General features: G+C 55.1%; 16 protein-coding genes. 6 read left to right on the top strand and 10 right to left on the bottom strand.

From position 1 onward, the window contains the following. Positions 1 to 22 precede the first annotated feature (22 nt). The 7 genes from GM556_RS02880 to GM556_RS02850 form a co-directional block, all read right to left on the bottom strand. On the bottom strand, positions 23 to 799 hold the full coding sequence (locus GM556_RS02880; protein ID WP_155572995.1) for an ABC transporter ATP-binding protein: 777 nt from the start codon (positions 797 to 799) through the stop codon (positions 23 to 25). Further along, a complete protein-coding gene (locus GM556_RS02875; protein WP_230873257.1) occupies positions 800 to 1,876 on the bottom strand; it encodes an iron ABC transporter permease in 1,077 nt (358 codons plus the stop codon). It lies immediately after the preceding gene. Between the two features lie 7 nt (positions 1,877 to 1,883). Continuing rightward, entirely contained in the window at positions 1,884 to 3,023 is a 1,140-nt protein-coding gene (locus tag GM556_RS02870; protein WP_304488801.1) for an ABC transporter substrate-binding protein, read from the bottom strand. A gap of 151 nt (positions 3,024 to 3,174) precedes the next feature. Beyond that, positions 3,175 to 3,747 carry a Smr/MutS family protein gene (locus GM556_RS02865; RefSeq protein WP_266137669.1) on the bottom strand — a complete coding sequence of 191 codons (573 nt, stop codon included), beginning with the start codon at positions 3,745 to 3,747 and terminating at the stop codon, positions 3,175 to 3,177. Between the two features lie 21 nt (positions 3,748 to 3,768). Continuing rightward, on the bottom strand, positions 3,769 to 4,593 hold the full coding sequence (locus GM556_RS02860) for a site-specific DNA-methyltransferase (RefSeq protein WP_155572992.1): 825 nt from the start codon (positions 4,591 to 4,593) through the stop codon (positions 3,769 to 3,771). Then, positions 4,590 to 5,813 (bottom strand): murein transglycosylase A, encoded by a 1,224-nt coding sequence (locus GM556_RS02855; protein ID WP_155579198.1) that lies wholly within the window; start codon positions 5,811 to 5,813, stop codon positions 4,590 to 4,592. The genes GM556_RS02860 and GM556_RS02855 overlap by 4 nt, the downstream gene beginning before the upstream one ends. An 86-nt stretch (positions 5,814 to 5,899) precedes the next feature. Then, a complete protein-coding gene (locus GM556_RS02850; RefSeq protein ID WP_196424762.1) occupies positions 5,900 to 6,595 on the bottom strand; it encodes a Tim44/TimA family putative adaptor protein in 696 nt (231 codons plus the stop codon). A 329-nt stretch (positions 6,596 to 6,924) separates the two neighbouring features. Here GM556_RS02850 and secB point away from each other — a divergent pair, with 329 nt between their 5' ends. Continuing rightward, positions 6,925 to 7,443, top strand: coding sequence for a protein-export chaperone SecB (secB, locus tag GM556_RS02845; RefSeq protein ID WP_155579196.1), 519 nt, complete (start codon positions 6,925 to 6,927; stop codon positions 7,441 to 7,443). Between the two features lie 46 nt (positions 7,444 to 7,489). Here the strand turns inward: secB and GM556_RS02840 are convergent, their stop codons facing one another. Both GM556_RS02840 and hemC read right to left on the bottom strand, forming a co-directional pair. Continuing rightward, a complete protein-coding gene (locus tag GM556_RS02840; RefSeq protein ID WP_155579195.1) occupies positions 7,490 to 8,173 on the bottom strand; it encodes a uroporphyrinogen-III synthase in 684 nt (227 codons plus the stop codon). 2 nt (positions 8,174 to 8,175) lie between these two features. Beyond that, positions 8,176 to 9,225 (bottom strand): hydroxymethylbilane synthase, encoded by a 1,050-nt coding sequence (gene hemC, locus GM556_RS02835; protein WP_099026060.1) that lies wholly within the window; start codon positions 9,223 to 9,225, stop codon positions 8,176 to 8,178. A gap of 69 nt (positions 9,226 to 9,294) precedes the next feature. Here hemC and tsaD point away from each other — a divergent pair, with 69 nt between their 5' ends. From tsaD to murJ, 4 genes are read left to right on the top strand one after another with little or no spacing between them, the layout of a single operon-like run. Continuing rightward, complete coding sequence (gene tsaD / locus GM556_RS02830) at positions 9,295 to 10,410, top strand: tRNA (adenosine(37)-N6)-threonylcarbamoyltransferase complex transferase subunit TsaD (RefSeq protein WP_155579194.1); 1,116 nt, start codon at positions 9,295 to 9,297, stop codon at positions 10,408 to 10,410. Further along, a complete protein-coding gene (locus GM556_RS02825) occupies positions 10,407 to 11,378 on the top strand; it encodes an NAD(P)H-dependent glycerol-3-phosphate dehydrogenase (RefSeq protein WP_155579193.1) in 972 nt (323 codons plus the stop codon). Before tsaD ends, GM556_RS02825 begins: the two co-directional genes overlap by 4 nt. A 56-nt stretch (positions 11,379 to 11,434) precedes the next feature. Further along, complete coding sequence (locus tag GM556_RS02820) at positions 11,435 to 11,932, top strand: glutathione peroxidase (protein ID WP_099026063.1); 498 nt, start codon at positions 11,435 to 11,437, stop codon at positions 11,930 to 11,932. 3 nt (positions 11,933 to 11,935) lie between these two features. Beyond that, on the top strand, positions 11,936 to 13,492 hold the full coding sequence (gene murJ, locus GM556_RS02815) for a murein biosynthesis integral membrane protein MurJ (protein ID WP_155572985.1): 1,557 nt from the start codon (positions 11,936 to 11,938) through the stop codon (positions 13,490 to 13,492). A gap of 4 nt (positions 13,493 to 13,496) precedes the next feature. Here murJ and GM556_RS02810 read toward each other — a convergent pair whose 3' ends face one another. Further along, positions 13,497 to 13,970, bottom strand: a complete 474-nt coding sequence (locus GM556_RS02810; RefSeq protein WP_155579192.1) for a GAF domain-containing protein — start codon at positions 13,968 to 13,970, stop codon at positions 13,497 to 13,499. 179 nt (positions 13,971 to 14,149) lie between these two features. Here GM556_RS02810 and mutS point away from each other — a divergent pair, with 179 nt between their 5' ends. Continuing rightward, entirely contained in the window at positions 14,150 to 16,846 is a 2,697-nt protein-coding gene (gene mutS / locus GM556_RS02805; protein ID WP_230873256.1) for a DNA mismatch repair protein MutS, read from the top strand. Positions 16,847 to 16,859: the final 13 nt, after the last annotated feature.

Raw genomic sequence — 16,859 nt, 5'->3', positions numbered from 1 at the left:
CTTATAAGAGGATGCCCTTCTTTTAAGCATCCTCTCCTATAATGCCATCCACCAGCACATGAGGCAGGCCACGGGGGCAGACCTCGAGACGGGTCTCAACCCCATAAACATCACCGAGAACCTCAGGTGTGGTAACACCCATCACGCTACCCTGTGCGACAAGGCGACCATTGCGCATATAGACGACATCATCAGCGCGTTGGAGAGCGATGTTGAGGTCATGCACAACCAGCAATGTGACGATATTGCGTTTACGCGTCTCCCGCCTCACAACATCCATCACAGCAAACTGATAGCGTAAATCTAGCGCGCTTAAGGGCTCATCCAGCAACAGCATCGCGGGACGGCGCACTAAGGCTTGTGCCAGACCAACCATCTGACGCTGCCCGCCGGAGAGCTCATCCATATAGCGGAGGGCAAGATGGCCAATCCCCAGCTCCTCCAACACATCAGTGCTATCGCGCAACGCACATTCAGCCGAGACAGCCTCGCCCGCTCGGCGCGCTACCATCACTGCTTCAATCACCTGAAGATGCACTGTTGGAGGAAGGCTCTGCGGTAAATACGCCGCTAAGCGTGACCGCTCCCCCACGGCAAGGCTAGAGAGGTCCTTCCCCCCTAGGCGAATACGCCCCTCTGCCCGAATAAGCCCCGCAATACCGCGCATAAAGGTCGATTTTCCCGACCCGTTCGGCCCCAAAAGGGCTGTAACACGCCCTGCTTGCATGGGGGCCAATGTCATACGGTGTAGCACTTCCCGCCGCCCATAATGGACGCAAAGGCTCTCAATCTCCAGCATCTACGCCCCCTTTCGTAAAACCACAGCAAGGAAGAAAGGAATCCCCACTAAGGAGGTCACAATCCCGACAGGAATCACAACCCCCGGCATGATGTTCTTTGCCGCGATGGAGGCAAGAGACATTATCAAGCACCCACATAAAGCAGAACCGGGAAGATAAAAACGATGATCCTCCCCCAAAAGCCGCCGTGCAATATGCGGGGCTACCAGCCCGACAAACCCAATCGTCCCCACAAAGGACACCGCCAAGGCCGAGAGGATGCTAATCCGCAATAAAGACATCATCCGCAAGCGTTTAACGTCCACCCCATAGCTCGCCGCACGGTCCTCGCCTAGACGCAGAGCCGTCAGAGCTGGGGCCGCACGGAAGCAGAAAGGCAAGACCACCGCACAGCCTACCGCCATGACGCTAATCTTCCCCCAATCAGCGCGTGTCAAACTGCCCATTGTCCAAAAAACGAGGTCTTGTAGGGCATCCTCATCAGCAATGAACTGCATCAACGCCACAAAAGCATGGAAGGTAAACACAAGCGCAATACCAAATAAAACCACCATCGTGGTGGAATGGCCCCGTGCCCGTGCCACAACCTCCAGCAAACAAGCTGATCCAACAGCAAATAAGAAGGCCTCTAGCGGGACCATCCATGTCTCTGGCACATAAGGAATGTGCCAATGCAGCACAATCGCTAAAGATGCCCCAAAGGCCGCAGCCGCAGACACGCCAAGCGTGTAGGGGCTGGCCAATGGATTATCCAACACAGTTTGCATCTCGCCACCGGCAATGCCTAAAGCACACCCAACAAGGATAGCCATAAGCGCGTAAGGCAAACGAATATGCCAGACAATCACACCATTTGTCCCGGAGGAGGGGTTAAGGAGCGCATGTACTAAAGCGCGCGGCCCCAACCCTGCTGGGCCTAAGGAGAAGTCCAACAATAATGAGAGCAGTATCAACCCACCCAATATGCCCAACAAAGCCACCCTATGACGCGTAAGCTGTGCGTAGGCCGTTTGTATGCCCGTCAAACGTGCGGCTAGACGGGTCATCTCCGCAGATGAAGCATCACTGTCTTTCATAACATCCTTATTGGGCATGCGCCTTGATCCAATATGTCCCGCTATTTGGCATAGCCGTAAAGCGGCTCTGCACAAGGCTACGATCCGCCTCTGGATCTAAATCCTTAAAACGCTCTGGGTAAAACCACTTAGCCATGACCTCAATCGCTAGGATATTGAAGGGGCTATCATAAAATGTATGCCAAATGCCATAAGCACGCCCATTCCGCACCGCTTTCAACCCTGCAAGCTCCGGGGCTTGTAGGAGGCTATTTAATGAGGCTTCTGCCATCTCCGGCGTGACTTGAGAGCCCATCTTTAGGCCCGGACCACTATGGCCGGGGCCGCGTGTCCCATCCAAGATAAGCACGTCAGGGTCTTGGGCGATAACCATCTCGGCAGAGACATCCCCAATATAACCGGGCAAAAGAGATGCCGCGATATTACGACCACCAGCGGCCTCAATAAACGCACCCATATTCCCACGCCCAGCTGTATGGCAGCAGCTTTGGCGTGCCCCGGCTAGCATATTGATGAATACAGTCGGCTTTTGTGCCTCTGGGATGGTCTCCACGACCGAACGAATAGCCTTTAACCGTTCTTCATAAAAATCTGTATAGGCCTTGGCCTCGGCCTCACGACCAAGAGCTTGCCCTAAAATGAGCATACTCGGCACAGTCGTCTTTACCGGGTCTTGGCGGAAATCCACAAATAAAACAGGAATGTGCGCTGCTCTAAGCCGCGCTGTTACATCGCCAGATTGCCCCGGCCCGTGGCCTGTTGTGCTAAAAATGGCAAGGTCTGGGTGGAGGTCTAGCACCTTCTCTGGGCTAATCGTATCGGCTGTTGTGCGGCCAATCACTGCAACACGCGCCGCCTCTGGGAAGGTTTTGAGCATTTGCTCATAATTCTGCGTATCTGCCTCGCGGAACTCCCCTTGCCAACCCACAATATGGTCAAACAAATGGCGGCCTTCTAAAGGCTCCAGCGCGTAAATCAGCCGTCCTTCACCAAGGATAATCCGCTGCGGATGGTCCGGGACAGAGACAACCTCGCCCGTAATATCACGCACATCCTTCGCCTGTGCTGATAACGGAAGCATAGCCCCCGCCAGCATGGCTACTGTTAACCCTACAGGATTAAAGAAGCTTTTGAGTGAGACCATCATTATTACGCCTTTATCCGCTAGAGACGCCGGCCCATCGTTGCTTCTGCTCGATGGTCTGGACTTTATGCCTCAATTAATAATCATTCGCGTTACGCTATCTATAAAAGAGCCTAAGCCCTTATCCAAGGGTAAATAACATCTTTCTCGTCAACTAACGCTTTTTCCGTAATAAAACCCTCAAAGCCCCCTGATTCCCACGATGACTATGAACAACCCCCAACACCATGGGCGCAATATCACCGCGCTGCAACCACAAGGGCAATTCCTGACGTATGGTTCCGCCGCGCGCCCCGCTGCCTAGCCCTGTAACAATTTCCACACATCGCCACCCCATCACGCGGCCGCGTTGCATAAACCGATGGAACGCCTCAAAAGCCTCTTGCACGATATAGCCATGTAAATCGAGCCGTGCATCAACGCGTAATTGCCCCCGTGAGAGACGCCGCCATTGTGTATCATCCAACCCAGCCGCCCTCACCCCCACATGCGGCACAGGCCGAGGTTTGATGAGCGGTTTAGCTGGCGATACGGCAAGCTGCATCATCACCATTGGGGCAGGCTGCGCCCGCGTTTCTACCCCCGCCTCTTGCTTTAACTCTGGCTTATGAGGGGACTTAGGCGGACGCACCGCCCTAACAGCCTGACGAGAGCGCAATGGCGTGACATCCTGCATCACGGCACGCCAAAGGGCGGCTTCATCCTCACCTAATGCTCGCTTTGCCACGCTCTTACCGCCCCACTTCCATCATACATCCGCCTCTTGGCCTTGCTCTATCATCGCACGCAGACGCTTACGCGCAAAGCGGACATATGTTGTATCGGCTTCAATCCCGATGGACCGCACCTTTAACGCCTCTGCGGCGATAAGGGTGGTGCCTGTGCCCATAAAGGGGTCTAATACCATCATATCAGGCCTCAAGCCATGCAGGCGAATACAACGCTCTGGCAAGGCAACGGGAAAGATACCGGGATGGCTATACCGCGCGTGACGACTCCGTACCGTCTCGTAAGGGATGAACCATGTATCCCCCCGACACCGCCTATCCTCTTGATGTTGGCGGCGATGAATATTGCTCTTATCCGTAAAGGGCACCCCCGCCCCTAGCCTATCAAGCTCTACTGCACCTTGTTTGGTGAGGTGAAAAATATGTTCATGATTACGATTAACATAGCGCGGGGAGTTTACAGGCTTAAAATGCCCATGCGTGACCTCACCAATGGCTATAGATTTGACCCATGAAATATGATTTTGCAGCACAAAGATACCACGCAGCCGGACCATAAGCTCAAAAGGTAACCAAGGCTGTGCGGAGGAGCCTGCAATATTAAGAAAGAACGAACCATCTTCTTTAAGAACACGGGCTATCTTTTGGCAGATAAGCTCCATCCAATCCAAATAGCTTTCTTCAGAGAGGCTATCTTTATAACTGCGATAGGCAAGACCAAGGTTATAAGGAGGCGATGTCACCACGACATCCACACTCCCTATAGGCATACGCCGCATCACGCTGAGGCAATCACCCCGGATTAAAGCATGTTCTCCTAGCGTCTCGCGACGCGCACGTATCATTTGGCCGTCTGTCCCCCACTGGCAGAGGCTGTGCTAGCACCCACATTCGGTGCGTTAGGCAAAGAGAGGCGCGGGGCTAAGACAAACATCCGGCCATATACCTTCATATCCCCTGCAATCGTGGCAGCTTTCTCCCCTTCCCCAAGGAAGAGGTCCCCACGACCTGCCCCGCGTATATCGCTCCCCGAATCTTGAGCAAAGGTCATATGCGCCCATGAAACAGCCTGCCCATCACGGCCTTTATCATTTATCTCCACCCAAACGGGCATACCATAACTTACAAAATGCCTATCAATAGCCAAAGAGCGTTGTGCTTGCAGAGCAATACCAAATCCGCCTACAGGTCCTTCCCCCGCTTTACGCTCCACCGAACGGAAAAAGACGTAGCTTGGATTGGATTCTAAGACCGATTTTACTTGGTCTGGATGAGCCTCCAACCATGCCCGGATGGTTTTGACGCTAACATCTTCTGCACGCATCGCGCCACGGCGCACTAAAATACGACCGACTGGGACATAAGGCCGACCATTGCGCCCATCATATCCGACAAATAACTCCCCACCATCAGGTAGTCTCAAACGGCCAGAGCCTTGCGTTTGTAGAAAAAGAAGGTCCACAGGGCTTTTCAACCATGCAAGTTCCAATCCTTTTCCCTCTAACGAACCTGCATTAATCGTGGCGCGGTCATCATACGGGCGGAAAACAGCATCAACCCAGTGGCCGAACTCTAACTCACCTGCCGCATTACGACCATGAAGCAAATCCGCTGGACGGCGATAGAGCGGAACCTGATACTCTCCCCCTTTTGTAAGGGATGCGGGGACCTCTGGATCATAATACCCAGTATAGAAAGCCTGTTTTGTAATCAGGTAAGGCTGAAACCATGCCTCAAAGAACTGCCGTGCCTGCGCTGGCTGGTCGACTGCCCCCGTTTTTACAGCGGTACAAACACCCTTCCATTCCTCCACATTCTTACCAGACGGCAACGTACTCGCCCCACCAAGGAACGTCCCGGCAGGTAGGTGGTCTATACGCTGACACTCCTCCGCTAGCATCTTAAAAAGCTGGAGATGATCCTCCCGCTCCCAACCGGAGAGCTGGCTATAATCGGCGGGTTTTACATCCATCTGCGCAGAAGGCAAACCCGGCATACACCCCGCTAGTGCTATGCAAAGTGGGACCATTACCAAACATACTAACGGAGAATAATGCTTTGCCATACGAACACACCATAACCCAGTCTAATAGACGCTAGTTTCTTAGCATTACGCCCCGCAGGGAGGCCCTTTAGCGCAGAAGGAACCTCTTAGTCAGCTTGTGTAGCAACAATCATCCATTGCCCATTCACTTTAGGCTCAAACACCCAACGGTCACGGAACTCCGTGAGAGCTTCTGTTCCCTCTACGATAACATCCTTCTCATCGCGGCAATAACTCACCTGCCATGAGACAATTCTTACCCCTATCTGGCACGGGCCTTCCCCTACCTCCACACCAGTAATGGAGACATAATCCAGCCGCTCAATCTGCCTTAGCTCCAGATGCACACGCTCATGCCGCTCGGCACGCTCATCCAAAACCTTTGTAAAAGACTCTAAAACCGCAGGAGCAAGCACAGACTTCAACACAGCTTTATCAGCACAGGCAAAGGCTTTAACGGTGCGCGCAAACATATCTTCCGCATTTTTAAGAAAATAATCTGCTGAGAAGCCATTCACTACGCTACCGACTCGCGCCAGAGATTGTGCAAGAGCTGTTCCCTCCGCTGGGAGGCCGTACTCTGTTGCCTTTTGCTCTAGCCCTACGCTCTTTGGTAATGGTGGCGGCTTGAGGGCATCTGTCGCACCCGGTTGCTTAGGAAGCTGCGCCGGACGGGGCGAGGAGATGGTCTCCCGCCGGAAGGCCTGCGCCCCTATACGCCGCCTTAATACGAAAAACACGGCACTGCCAATAATGACAGCCAACACGGCCCACATCACAATGTCCCAAGGGAAGTCCGCCATTTTATGTCCTAAATTATTCATCCTAATAAGGAAGGAGCCTCAACACCCCACCCAACAATAGCTCAAAGGTAGGACGCCCCCGCCACAATCTCAAGTGCCTCTATTACATCCCCGTAAATGATGCATATATAAAGGAGATGCTTTTACCCCCGCTAAATAAACATATCGGAGCCCCAATAAAAGATGTTTCCCTCGCTTGGCCCTGTCTCCAAGACATGCTACCGGCAAAAGAAGATAGACGCCTCTGCCCATGGTGAAGGTCACTTCACTACAGTATGCTTACATCATTTTTACGAACCTACTCTCTACATCATGCAAGGATGACCCCCATGTCAGCTTCTAACGGCCCGACCGCTGCACAAGATAACACCCCGCCAACCCTGCCTTTGGCCATTAATCTGCAATATACAAAGGACCTCTCTTTTGAAGTCCCCCGCGGGGCAGCGACCTTTGCTTCCCTCCAAGCACCACCGCAAGTAGGTGTGAATATTGATGTCCAAGCCAGCCGGATTGAGGAAGAACAATCCATCTATGAGGTCACGCTCATCATCCGTGCAGAAGCCACCGAGGCCCCTGCTGAGGGTGAGCAAACGGCTGGGCCTGTCGTCTTTATTGCAGAGCTCTCCTATGCCGCCATCATCACGCTAGAGAACCCACCCCAAGAGCTGATTGAGCCGATTCTGTTGGTTGAAATCCCTCGTTTGCTCTTCCCCTTCGCCCGCGCCATCATCAGTGATGTAACGCGTGATGGGGGCTTCCCGCCGGTTGTTCTCCAGCCGATTGATTTCGCAGCCCTATGGCAAGCAAAGCAGGAACAAAACTTCCCCGAGCCAGAAGGCGAAGCATAATCACCGAAGGCCTAGCCTCTTGGCCTCCTTTTACCCTCCATAGCCGCTATATGTGGCCCAAAAGGGTAAGAGGAGGCCCAAACTCCACCTCGCCCCATATATCATAGCTTCGGGCATGGGCTGCGATGGCCTCCGACAAGCAAAGCGCACGGCAATGGCGTAATACAGCGCGTAGCTCTGCGGGGCAGAGCTCCATAAAAAGCGTTACCGTCTCACGCGAATAAAAGAAGATGGCCGCTACTTCATCATGAGCAAGAGCCCTCAGGGCTGCATCACTTAAAGACGGAACCGGCCGCACATGATACGCCTCGAGCCGTTGCACCCCCAAGGACTGCACTAGCCCTGCCCCATAAAGCTGGCCATCACGCCCACGTCCACATGCCAAAACAAGGCTCGGCCCGCGCAAGCCTTTTTGTTGGCAAAGAGTCTCTAACGCTTCTTGGTCACCACTTGCGGCCTCGACATACTGAAAGCCCATCGCCCGCGTATGACGCGCTGTGGCGTCCCCCACAGTCAGGACCAAACGCTCTCGATTCTGATGCGCCAAAAAAGGGAGGGCCTGCCGACTCGTCACCAACATCGCCTGACAGGGATAATCAGCAATAGGCGGGGTGGGCTGTATGTGCATCACAGGGCTTGCCACACCGTGCCAACCTTGTGCCTGCACACGCGCAAGCGTCTCCCGCAAGCCCGGCTCTGGCCGGGTGATAAGAACAACCCGGCGCATCATCTTTATGATTGAACAATCTTTGCAAAAATCGCCGGTGGTGTATCGCGCCTTAGCTCACAAGCAAGCTCATACCCCATCCGCGCGGCATCCTCTGGGAGGCCCTCATACTCACGCCGTAGCAAGAAGGTGCCATCCTCACTCGCCACAAGGCCAGAGAGATGCAACCGCCCTTCTTTCAACTGGGCATAACCCCCAATCGGGGTCCGGCACGAGCCATCAAGCTCTGCCAATAAAGCACGCTCAGCCGTTGCAACAGCGCGGGCCTCCGGGTCCTCAATAGCTGAGAGAAGCTCCCGTAATTCATGATCGCTCTCGCGCACGGTAACGCCGACAATCCCTTGGCCAGAGGCAGGCAACATCACCTCGGGGGAGAGAGGAACATCAATCCGGTCCTCCATGCCTAACCGTTTTAGCCCCGCATAAGCCAACAAGGTGGCATCACATTGCCCCGCACCCAGCTTATCCAAGCGAGTCTGCACATTTCCACGCAGAAGGGTGAAGCGGAGGTCTGGCCGGACATGGAGCATCTGCGCCTGCCGCCGTACAGACGCACAGCCCACTAAGGCCCCTTCTGGCAGGCAATCAAACGGCTTGGCCGGGTCCACCTTTACCCCACGCTTACGTAGCATGAGGACATCGCGCGCATCTTCACGCTTCATCGTACAAGCTAGCACAAGCCCCGGCGGGAGATGCGTCTCAAGGTCTTTGAGACTATGGACGGCAAAATCAATCCCACCGACAGCGAGAAGCTCATGAATTTCCTTAGAGAACAGCCCTTTTCCGCCAATCTCAGCGAGCCTGTCTTTTAGATTCAGGTCGCCAGAGGTTTGCATCTGCTCCTCTTTAAAAGCCCCCATATCCCGCAATACGGGGCAAAATCGCGTTAGCCGCGTTAAAAAATGCCGCGTTTGCACAAGGGCCAGTGGGGATGCCCGCGTCCCCACTCGTAAGGGGAGTTTACGGCGGTCCGGCGGGGTTTGCGCGTGCGAACGGCGCGCTGCCTCAGCAGCGACCTTTTGGAGCGAAGCGGAAGAAAAAGAAGAAGCATTCATGGTCTGCCCTCCATAACCGATTTTCTAAGGGGTGTCATGCTTCTGGAGAATCCGGCATAATAAGGCACTATGTCCGACCTATCCTCCCTCACCCCCCTCTTAGCTATTGAGACCTCCTGCGATGATACCGCCTGCGCGATTCTCGATAGTCATGGCACCTTGTTGGGGGAAAGCGTCCTCTCGCAAGAGGACCACGCAGCCTTAGGGGGGGTCGTGCCGGAAATTGCCGCCCGTGCCCATCTTAAAGCTTTGCCCAGCCTTGTGGACCTCACCTTAGAGCGTGCAGGGCTAGCCCTTAGCGATATTGCCCTTTTTGCCGCCACGACAGGCCCCGGTTTAATTGGCGGTTTGATTGTTGGTAGCTCTTACGCCAAGGGGCTAGCCATGGCGCGCGGGAAGCCCTTTATGAGCATTAATCATATTGAAGCGCACATCCTCACACCACGCCTACCGGCCTCTCTCCGCCCAGAAGAAACCGCACCAAACTTCCCTTACTTAGCCTTGTTAGTCTCTGGGGGGCATTGCCAATGCATCCTTGTGGAAGGCGTCGGCCAATATCGCCGTCTTGGCGGTACGATTGATGATTCTGCGGGGGAAGCCTTCGATAAAGTTGCAAAGATGCTTGGCCTTGGCTGGCCCGGCGGCCCCGCTTTGGAGGCACTGGCAAAAGAGGGTAACCCCCGCGCTTACACCCTGCCCCGCCCGCTCAAAGGTCGCCCCGGCTGTGACTTCTCCTTCTCCGGGCTTAAAACAGCCGTCTCCCGCCATCTTGAACCCTTTGGCCGAGAGGCTCTGCCTCGACACATCGCCGCAGACCTTGCCGCATCCTTTCAGCAAGCTGTCGCTGATGTAATGACAGACCGTGTAAAGCAAGCTCTCGCTATGGTCCCACCTGTCACGGCTTTGGTCGTAGCGGGTGGGGTGGCTGCGAATCAAACGCTGCGCCAACGCTTAGAGAACATTGCACAAGAGCATCATATCGCCTTCCTTGCCCCGCCTTTGCGCTTCTGCACCGATAATGCAGCCATGATTGGCTGGGCCGCTTTGGAACGCCTATATCAAGGTGAGCAACCCGGTGATATTGCCCTTGCCCCACGCCCTCGTTGGCCGTTAAGCGAACGCTGTGCGCCTTCTGCTCATCCTTCTGCTTCAACCTCCCCCTCGTTAATGGAGCCATCATCATGACTGCCCCGCCACGCATTGCCGTCATCGGGGCTGGAGCGTGGGGAATCGCCCTCGCCTGTAGCCTCGCCCCTATTGCTACGGTCAGCTTATGGACGCGCACCCCCGTCCCCGCAGGGACGCGTAACATGCCGCATCTCCCCCAAGTGACCGTCCCCGAGAGCGTTACAATTTCCAGCTCATTGCCTAGCGAGGCGGATATTGTGTTGCTGGTCGTCCCCACTCAGGGGCTGCGTGATACAAGCCTTGCACTACAAAAGCAGCTTGCTGCTCATGTCCCTGTCGTCACATGCTGCAAAGGGATGGAGCAAGGCACCTTCCTCCTCCCGCTGGAGGTCCTTGCCCAAACCATGCCCGGCCGCCCTGCTGCGGTTTTATCCGGTCCCAATTTTGCTATCGAAGTCGCCCAAGGTATGCCCAGCGCGGCCACGCTAGCTACAGAGGATGCCGCATTAAGCGCACAACTTACGCAGGCCCTCACGACACCGAGCTTACGTCTTTATGCCAGTACGGACCCGCTTGGTGTGCAACTTGCTGGGGCTGCGAAAAATGTCATCGCCATTGGGGCGGGCATTAGTGTGGGGGCAGGCATGGGAGAAAATGCCCGTGCTGCCATCATTACCCGTGCTTTAGCCGAGACCGCCCGCCTTGTCGAAGCTATGGGCGGGCAAGGGCGCACTATGTACGGCCTCGCTGGGATGGGAGACCTCATCCTCACTGCCACGGGGGCGGGCTCACGCAATTATAGCCTTGGTGTGGCAATGGGTAAGGGCGAGAATATTGATGACATCCTCGCCCGCCGCAATACAGTGGCAGAAGGCGTTCTCACCGCCCCAACCCTACGCGAACTTGGCCGCCGTTTTGAAATTGATACGCCCATTATTAATGTCATCACCCGCTTACTCTCCGGGGAGCTGACCCCCCATCAAGCCCGTGATGAATTATTGGACCGTCCTCCTTGTTTTGAATAATATGCCGCCCCGAGTCCGGCTCTTATGGCCTTATGCTGCTTTCAGGATATACCCTCATGACCAGCCTGTATGATTTCAAACTACCCGCGCTTGAAGGGGGAGAGATTGACCTCTCACAATGGCGGGGGCGTCCGGTTTTAATCGTCAATACAGCATCAGAATGTGGTTTTACCAAGCAATATGAGGGCCTCCAACAACTCTGGCGGGAGATGGGCCATTCTACGCCGGATGGGCTTATCATCTTAGGCGTTCCCAGTAATGATTTTGGCCAGCAAGAGCCGGGGGATTCAGGGCAGATTAAGCAATTCTGCCAACGGCGTTATGGTGTGAGTTTCCCCCTTGCCGCGCGATCCATCGTCAAGGGACATGCGGCGATTCCGCTCTTTCAATGGTTAGCAAAGGAGGGCGGCTTCCTCTCCCGCCCGCGTTGGAACTTCTATAAATATCTTATCAATCGGGAGGGGCATTTACAACGCTGGTTCACCCCCCTCACAACCCCGCATGCCCCCCGTCTGTTGGAGGAAATCCAACGGGTAAGCGCACAACGCCGCTAATTTATGCTGCGGAACCTCCTCACTGTTGGCGGGTGGACCATGCTCTCCCGCCTGCTCGGCCTTGTGCGAGACCAGCTCCTTGCTATGTTCCTCGGTGCGGGAGCGGTGCAAGATGCGTATCAAATCGCCTTCCGCCTGCCCAATATGTTCCGCCGCTTATTTGGCGAGGGCGCGCTTAACGCAGCCTTTGTGCCGCTCTTTACCGCACGTTATGAGGAGCAGGGCCGCAAGCAAGCTCTCTTACTCGCAGGGCAAGCCTTCTCTTTATTGCTGCTATGGCTCACCTTCCTCACCCTCCTTGCTGAAATCTTCATGCCATGGGTGATTAACCTCATCGCCCCCGGCTTCCGCCATTCTGGGGCAGAGCGTTTCACCCTCGCAGTCCAGCTCACGCGCATTACAATGCCCTATACGGTGCTGATTTGCGGCGCGGCCCTTGTGGCGGGCATCCTCAATGCACGCAGCCATTTTGCGGCGGCCTCTGCTGCTTATATCAGCTTCAATATTGTTGGGATTGCGGCCATCTTAATCGGGGCTTATTGCGGGCAACATAGCGTCGCCCCAGCCAGTGCTTGGGGCATTACCCTCTCTGGTATTGTCCAACTCGCTGGCCTTTTATGGGCCGCTAAACGCGCCGGGGTCATGCCCCCTTTGGTCCGCCCCACTCTTTCAGCCGACATAAAACGCTTACTCCGCCGTATGATGCCGGGGCTTATTGGCTCTGGCGTAACGCAAATCAACCTCACGATTGATACCATCATCGCCACCTTATTACCCACAGGCTCTATCTCGTGGCTCTATTTTGCTGACCGCGTTAATCAGCTGCCTTTAGGCGTCTTAGGGGCGGCGTTAGGCACAACGCTTCTCCCCCTCTTTACACGCCATATCACCGCCAATGACCGCCCCGCCCTCCAAGCAAGCCTTAACCGCGCTCTGGATTACGCGCTGCTCCTTAGCCTACCGGCAATGATTGGCCTATTCAGCCTCGCCCCAGAAATTATGGCAACCCTATTTGGCTATGGGCACTTCACCCCCCGTGATGTTCACAACTCCGCAGCGGCTTTGCGTATGTATGCGCTTGGCCTGCCCGCTTTTATCATCGTGAAATTATTAGCCCCGGCCTTTTTTGCTGAGGGCGATACCACAACGCCTGTGCGTATCGGTTTCGTCACGCTAGGGCTCAATCTCGCCCTCAATCTCCTCCTTTACCGCACATTAGCTCATCTTGCCCCGCCCCTTGCCAGCACCTTAGCCGCACTCGTGAATATGCTCGCCCTCGGCTGGATGTTATGGCGGCGAGACTCCTTCCGCCCCACCATGACAAGCCTGACGCGCGCGGGGCGTATCCTAGGGGCAGGCGTGCTGATGGGGCTGTGGGCATGGGGTGGAGCCGCCCTCTTTACCCCTAACCTCCCCAACTGGCATGCCCTACCCAAATTAGGGATGTTGATGCTGCTCATCAGCAGCAGTGCGGCCCTTTATGGGGGGTTGCTCCTTCTCCTCGGTGTTTTAAACCTCACCGAGCTACGCGCACGTCTCCTCCAACGCTTAAAACGCTAAGCCTTCAGCCAGCGAAATGCGCTTCTATCAAACGGACTAATGATTCAAGCTGCTCTTGGTCATCTGCTGAAAAACGATTCGTCACGGGGCTATCAATATCCAACACGCCATAGACCTGCCCGTCGCGCATAATCGGGATAACAATCTCCGAGGCTGAGGCCCCATCGCAGGCAATATGACCGGGAAAGGTATGCACATCCGCCACGCGCTGGGTCGCACGCTCTGCTACGGCTGTGCCGCACACGCCTTTACCAACAGCAATCCGCGTACAAGCAACCCGCCCTTGGAAAGGCCCAAGCACAAGATCGCCGGCTTTCATCATGTAAAACCCAACCCAATTTACTTGAGCCATTGCCTCAAACAACAAAGCAGCGATATTGGCGAGGTTAGCAATCTCATCACATTCGGCCTCTAGCAATCCTTGGGCCATCGGCAGAACATCATCAAATAAAATTGGATTTTGCGGTGCAGTACTCATGAACACACCATGCCGTTCTCAATACTGTGATGACAAGAGGGAATATATCATATCTCCCCCTATACCCAGCCTTTTCCCCATTTTAGGGCAAGAAAATAGTCGCTTTAGCGGTTGAATCCTTGTTAATCTTAGCTAACCTAGTCAAATTATTACATATTCGTTAGGGCTCCCTTCTCTGCATGGTCGACCAGAAACCACATATCCCCCCAATCCCCGCTCAAAAAACGGGCAAGGTCACACCGACCATGGAGCAGTGGTTTAGCCTAAAACACCAAGAACATGACGCGTTACTTTTCTTCCGCATGGGGGATTTTTACGAATTATTCTTCGGTGATGCGGAAGCCGCCTCTCTGGCTTTGGACATCACCCTCACCCAGCGCGGTATGCATGATGATGCCCCTATCCCTATGTGCGGCGTCCCTGTTGGCACGGCGCAGATTTACCTCTCCCGCCTCATCCGCCGTGGCTTTCGCGTTGCTGTTGCCGAGCAGACAGAAACCCCAAGTAAAGGCCAAAAAGGCCCGCTCCGGCGCGAGATTATCCGTGTTATAACTCCCGGCACCCTCACAGAGGATGAACTCCTAGAAGCTGGGCGGGCTAACACCCTCCTTGCCGTTATTGCCCCTGATAAACGCCGTAAAGAGCAGCTTGGCGCAGCGTGGATTGATATTTCCACCGGCACGTTGGAAATGCTTAGCCTCAAACGCGATACGCTAGCGGAACTTCTTGCCCGCCTCGCCCCCTCCGAGATTGTAGCTGAGCCATCCCTCATCCCTGCTGATTATGCTGGCCTTCTCACCCCCTCCACGGCCTGCCCAGACCAAGCCGCAGCAGAGCGCACGATAAAAGAGGCTTATCACGTTGCTCAAATAGATTCGTTAGGGGATTTCAGTACAGAGCAAAGCATAGCTTGTGCGGTATTGCTAAATTATGTCCGCCGTAGTCAGGCTGGCGGCCTCCCCCGCTTAGCCCCACCCATCGACCATGGTTTAGACACCATCATGGGGCTAGACCCTGCTACACGCAGCAGCCTTGATATTCTCCAATCCCGCGATGGCGGGACAAAACACACTCTTTTTAGCAGTGTTAACCATACCACAATGGCAGCGGGGACGCGTCTGCTCGCCTCATGGCTTAGCAGCCCTAGCACAGACCTCACCCTCATCACGCAACGACAAGAGGGGTGGGATTGGCTGCATCAACACCTTCAGCTTGCCACTACGTTACGCGACATCCTCAAACAGGCACCTGATTCAGCGCGTGCTTTAGGGCGTATCTCTAGCGGACGCCCCCTCCCACGGGACCTTGCAGCACTCCGCGATACGCTCAGGGCGGCTAACCTGATTACAGAGGCCCTTAAAGCTTTCGCAACAGACGCAATGCCCGCTCGCATCCGCCAAATCGGGGCAAGTCTTTATGGCCGTGCTGATACCTTACTTGAACGCTTAGACGCTGCGCTAAACCCGGACCTCCCCGCCAAGATTGAGGATGGCGGGGTCATCGCCCCCGGCTTTGATGCGGAATTAGACCATCAACGGGACCTCCGCGATAATAGTCGCCGTTTGGTGGCTCAGCTTCAAGTACGTTTGGCAGAGCATTACAACATAACGAGCTTGCGTATCCGCCATCACAATCAACTTGGTTATGTTATTGAGGTCCCCACGGCGGCCGGTCGTAGCTTACGCCAGCATGAGGAGTTAAGCTTCCGCCAAGGGACGGCAAGCCTCGCGCGTTTCTCCAACGAAGAACTCACATCCCTTAATCAAGCTATTTTAGAAGCATCTGAAAAAGCAGACCAATTAGAACGCCACCTCTTTACCGACCTCGCCCAGCAATGCCTAAACACCCCTGCCCTTGATGAAATCGGCCTTGCTTTGGCCGAGCTGGATGTTCTGCTCTCATGCGCTACTCTCATGGCACGCGGCTCATGGTGCCGCCCGGTCATGACCGAGGGGCAGGATTTCAGCCTCCATGCCTGCCGTCACCCTGTGGTGGAAGCGGCTTTGCAGGATAACCCCGCCCATAATAGCCCCTTCATCGCGAATGATTGCGCCCTACCGCCAGAGAAGCACGCTATCTTACTCACCGGGCCTAACATGGCGGGGAAATCGACCTTCCTCCGCCAAAATGCTCTAGCGGTCATTCTTGCCCAAGCCGGCCTCCCCCTCCCTGCTCAAGAGGCCAAAATTGGGATTGTGGACCGTCTCTTCTCCCGCGTTGGAGCCGCTGATGACCTCGCGCGTGGCCGCTCCACCTTTATGGTGGAAATGACTGAGACTGCCGCTATCCTCAACCAAGCGGGGCCGCGCTCCCTGGTCGTGGTGGATGAAATTGGTCGTGGCACCTCAACGCTGGATGGGCTTTCCATCGCATGGGCAACGTTAGAGGCTCTCCATTCCCAATTACGCTGCCGCACCATCTTTGCCACGCATTATCATGAGCTTGGCGCATTACTGGACACACTCCCCCGCCTTGGGGCCTATACAATGGCCGTGCGGGAATGGAAGGGAGAGGTCATCTTCCAACATGAAGTCCATCCCGGACTCGCACAAAAAAGCTGGGGACTGCATGTTGCAAAATTAGCGGGAATACCGACTACTATTATCCAACGCGCCCGTACGCTTCTAACCCGTTTAGAAGAAGACCACAGAAGCAACCACCATGCCGCCTCCCTTCCCCTTTTTGAGCAACAAGACCCCTCTCCCCAACCAGCGTTACCACCCACCGCGCTAGACACCATAGAGCATACGCTAAAAGAACTAGACCCAGACTCCCTCTCCCCACGAGAGGCCCATAACGTCCTTTATCAGTTAAAAACCTTGCTTGAAGGGCACCCCACCGCCAACACGCCGCATGATGAGAGTGCAGCCTCATGACCACCCCCCGGCC

The sequence above is a fragment of the Bombella sp. ESL0378 genome (assembly GCF_009725845.1).
GTDB classification, from domain to species: domain Bacteria; phylum Pseudomonadota; class Alphaproteobacteria; order Acetobacterales; family Acetobacteraceae; genus Bombella; species Bombella pollinis.
The sequence above is the reverse complement of the archived record's forward strand: the minus strand, read 5'-3'. Positions and strand labels throughout refer to the sequence as shown.

Coding starts and splice junctions, on each gene's coding strand:
- GM556_RS02880 (WP_155572995.1), bottom strand. CDS start 799: ATGCTGGAGATTGAGAGCCTTTGCGTCCATTATGGGCGGCGGGAAGTG.
- GM556_RS02875 (WP_230873257.1), bottom strand. CDS start 1,876: ATGAAAGACAGTGATGCTTCATCTGCGGAGATGACCCGTCTAGCCGCA.
- GM556_RS02870 (WP_304488801.1), bottom strand. CDS start 3,023: ATGATGGTCTCACTCAAAAGCTTCTTTAATCCTGTAGGGTTAACAGTA.
- GM556_RS02860 (WP_155572992.1), bottom strand. CDS start 4,593: ATGATACGTGCGCGTCGCGAGACGCTAGGAGAACATGCTTTAATCCGG.
- GM556_RS02855 (WP_155579198.1), bottom strand. CDS start 5,813: ATGGCAAAGCATTATTCTCCGTTAGTATGTTTGGTAATGGTCCCACTT.
- GM556_RS02850 (WP_196424762.1), bottom strand. CDS start 6,595: ATGGCGGACTTCCCTTGGGACATTGTGATGTGGGCCGTGTTGGCTGTC.
- secB (WP_155579196.1), top strand. CDS start 6,925: ATGTCAGCTTCTAACGGCCCGACCGCTGCACAAGATAACACCCCGCCA.
- GM556_RS02840 (WP_155579195.1), bottom strand. CDS start 8,173: ATGATGCGCCGGGTTGTTCTTATCACCCGGCCAGAGCCGGGCTTGCGG.
- hemC (WP_099026060.1), bottom strand. CDS start 9,225: ATGAATGCTTCTTCTTTTTCTTCCGCTTCGCTCCAAAAGGTCGCTGCT.
- tsaD (WP_155579194.1), top strand. CDS start 9,295: ATGTCCGACCTATCCTCCCTCACCCCCCTCTTAGCTATTGAGACCTCC.
- GM556_RS02825 (WP_155579193.1), top strand. CDS start 10,407: ATGACTGCCCCGCCACGCATTGCCGTCATCGGGGCTGGAGCGTGGGGA.
- GM556_RS02820 (WP_099026063.1), top strand. CDS start 11,435: ATGACCAGCCTGTATGATTTCAAACTACCCGCGCTTGAAGGGGGAGAG.
- murJ (WP_155572985.1), top strand. CDS start 11,936: ATGCTGCGGAACCTCCTCACTGTTGGCGGGTGGACCATGCTCTCCCGC.
- GM556_RS02810 (WP_155579192.1), bottom strand. CDS start 13,970: ATGAGTACTGCACCGCAAAATCCAATTTTATTTGATGATGTTCTGCCG.
- mutS (WP_230873256.1), top strand. CDS start 14,150: ATGGTCGACCAGAAACCACATATCCCCCCAATCCCCGCTCAAAAAACG.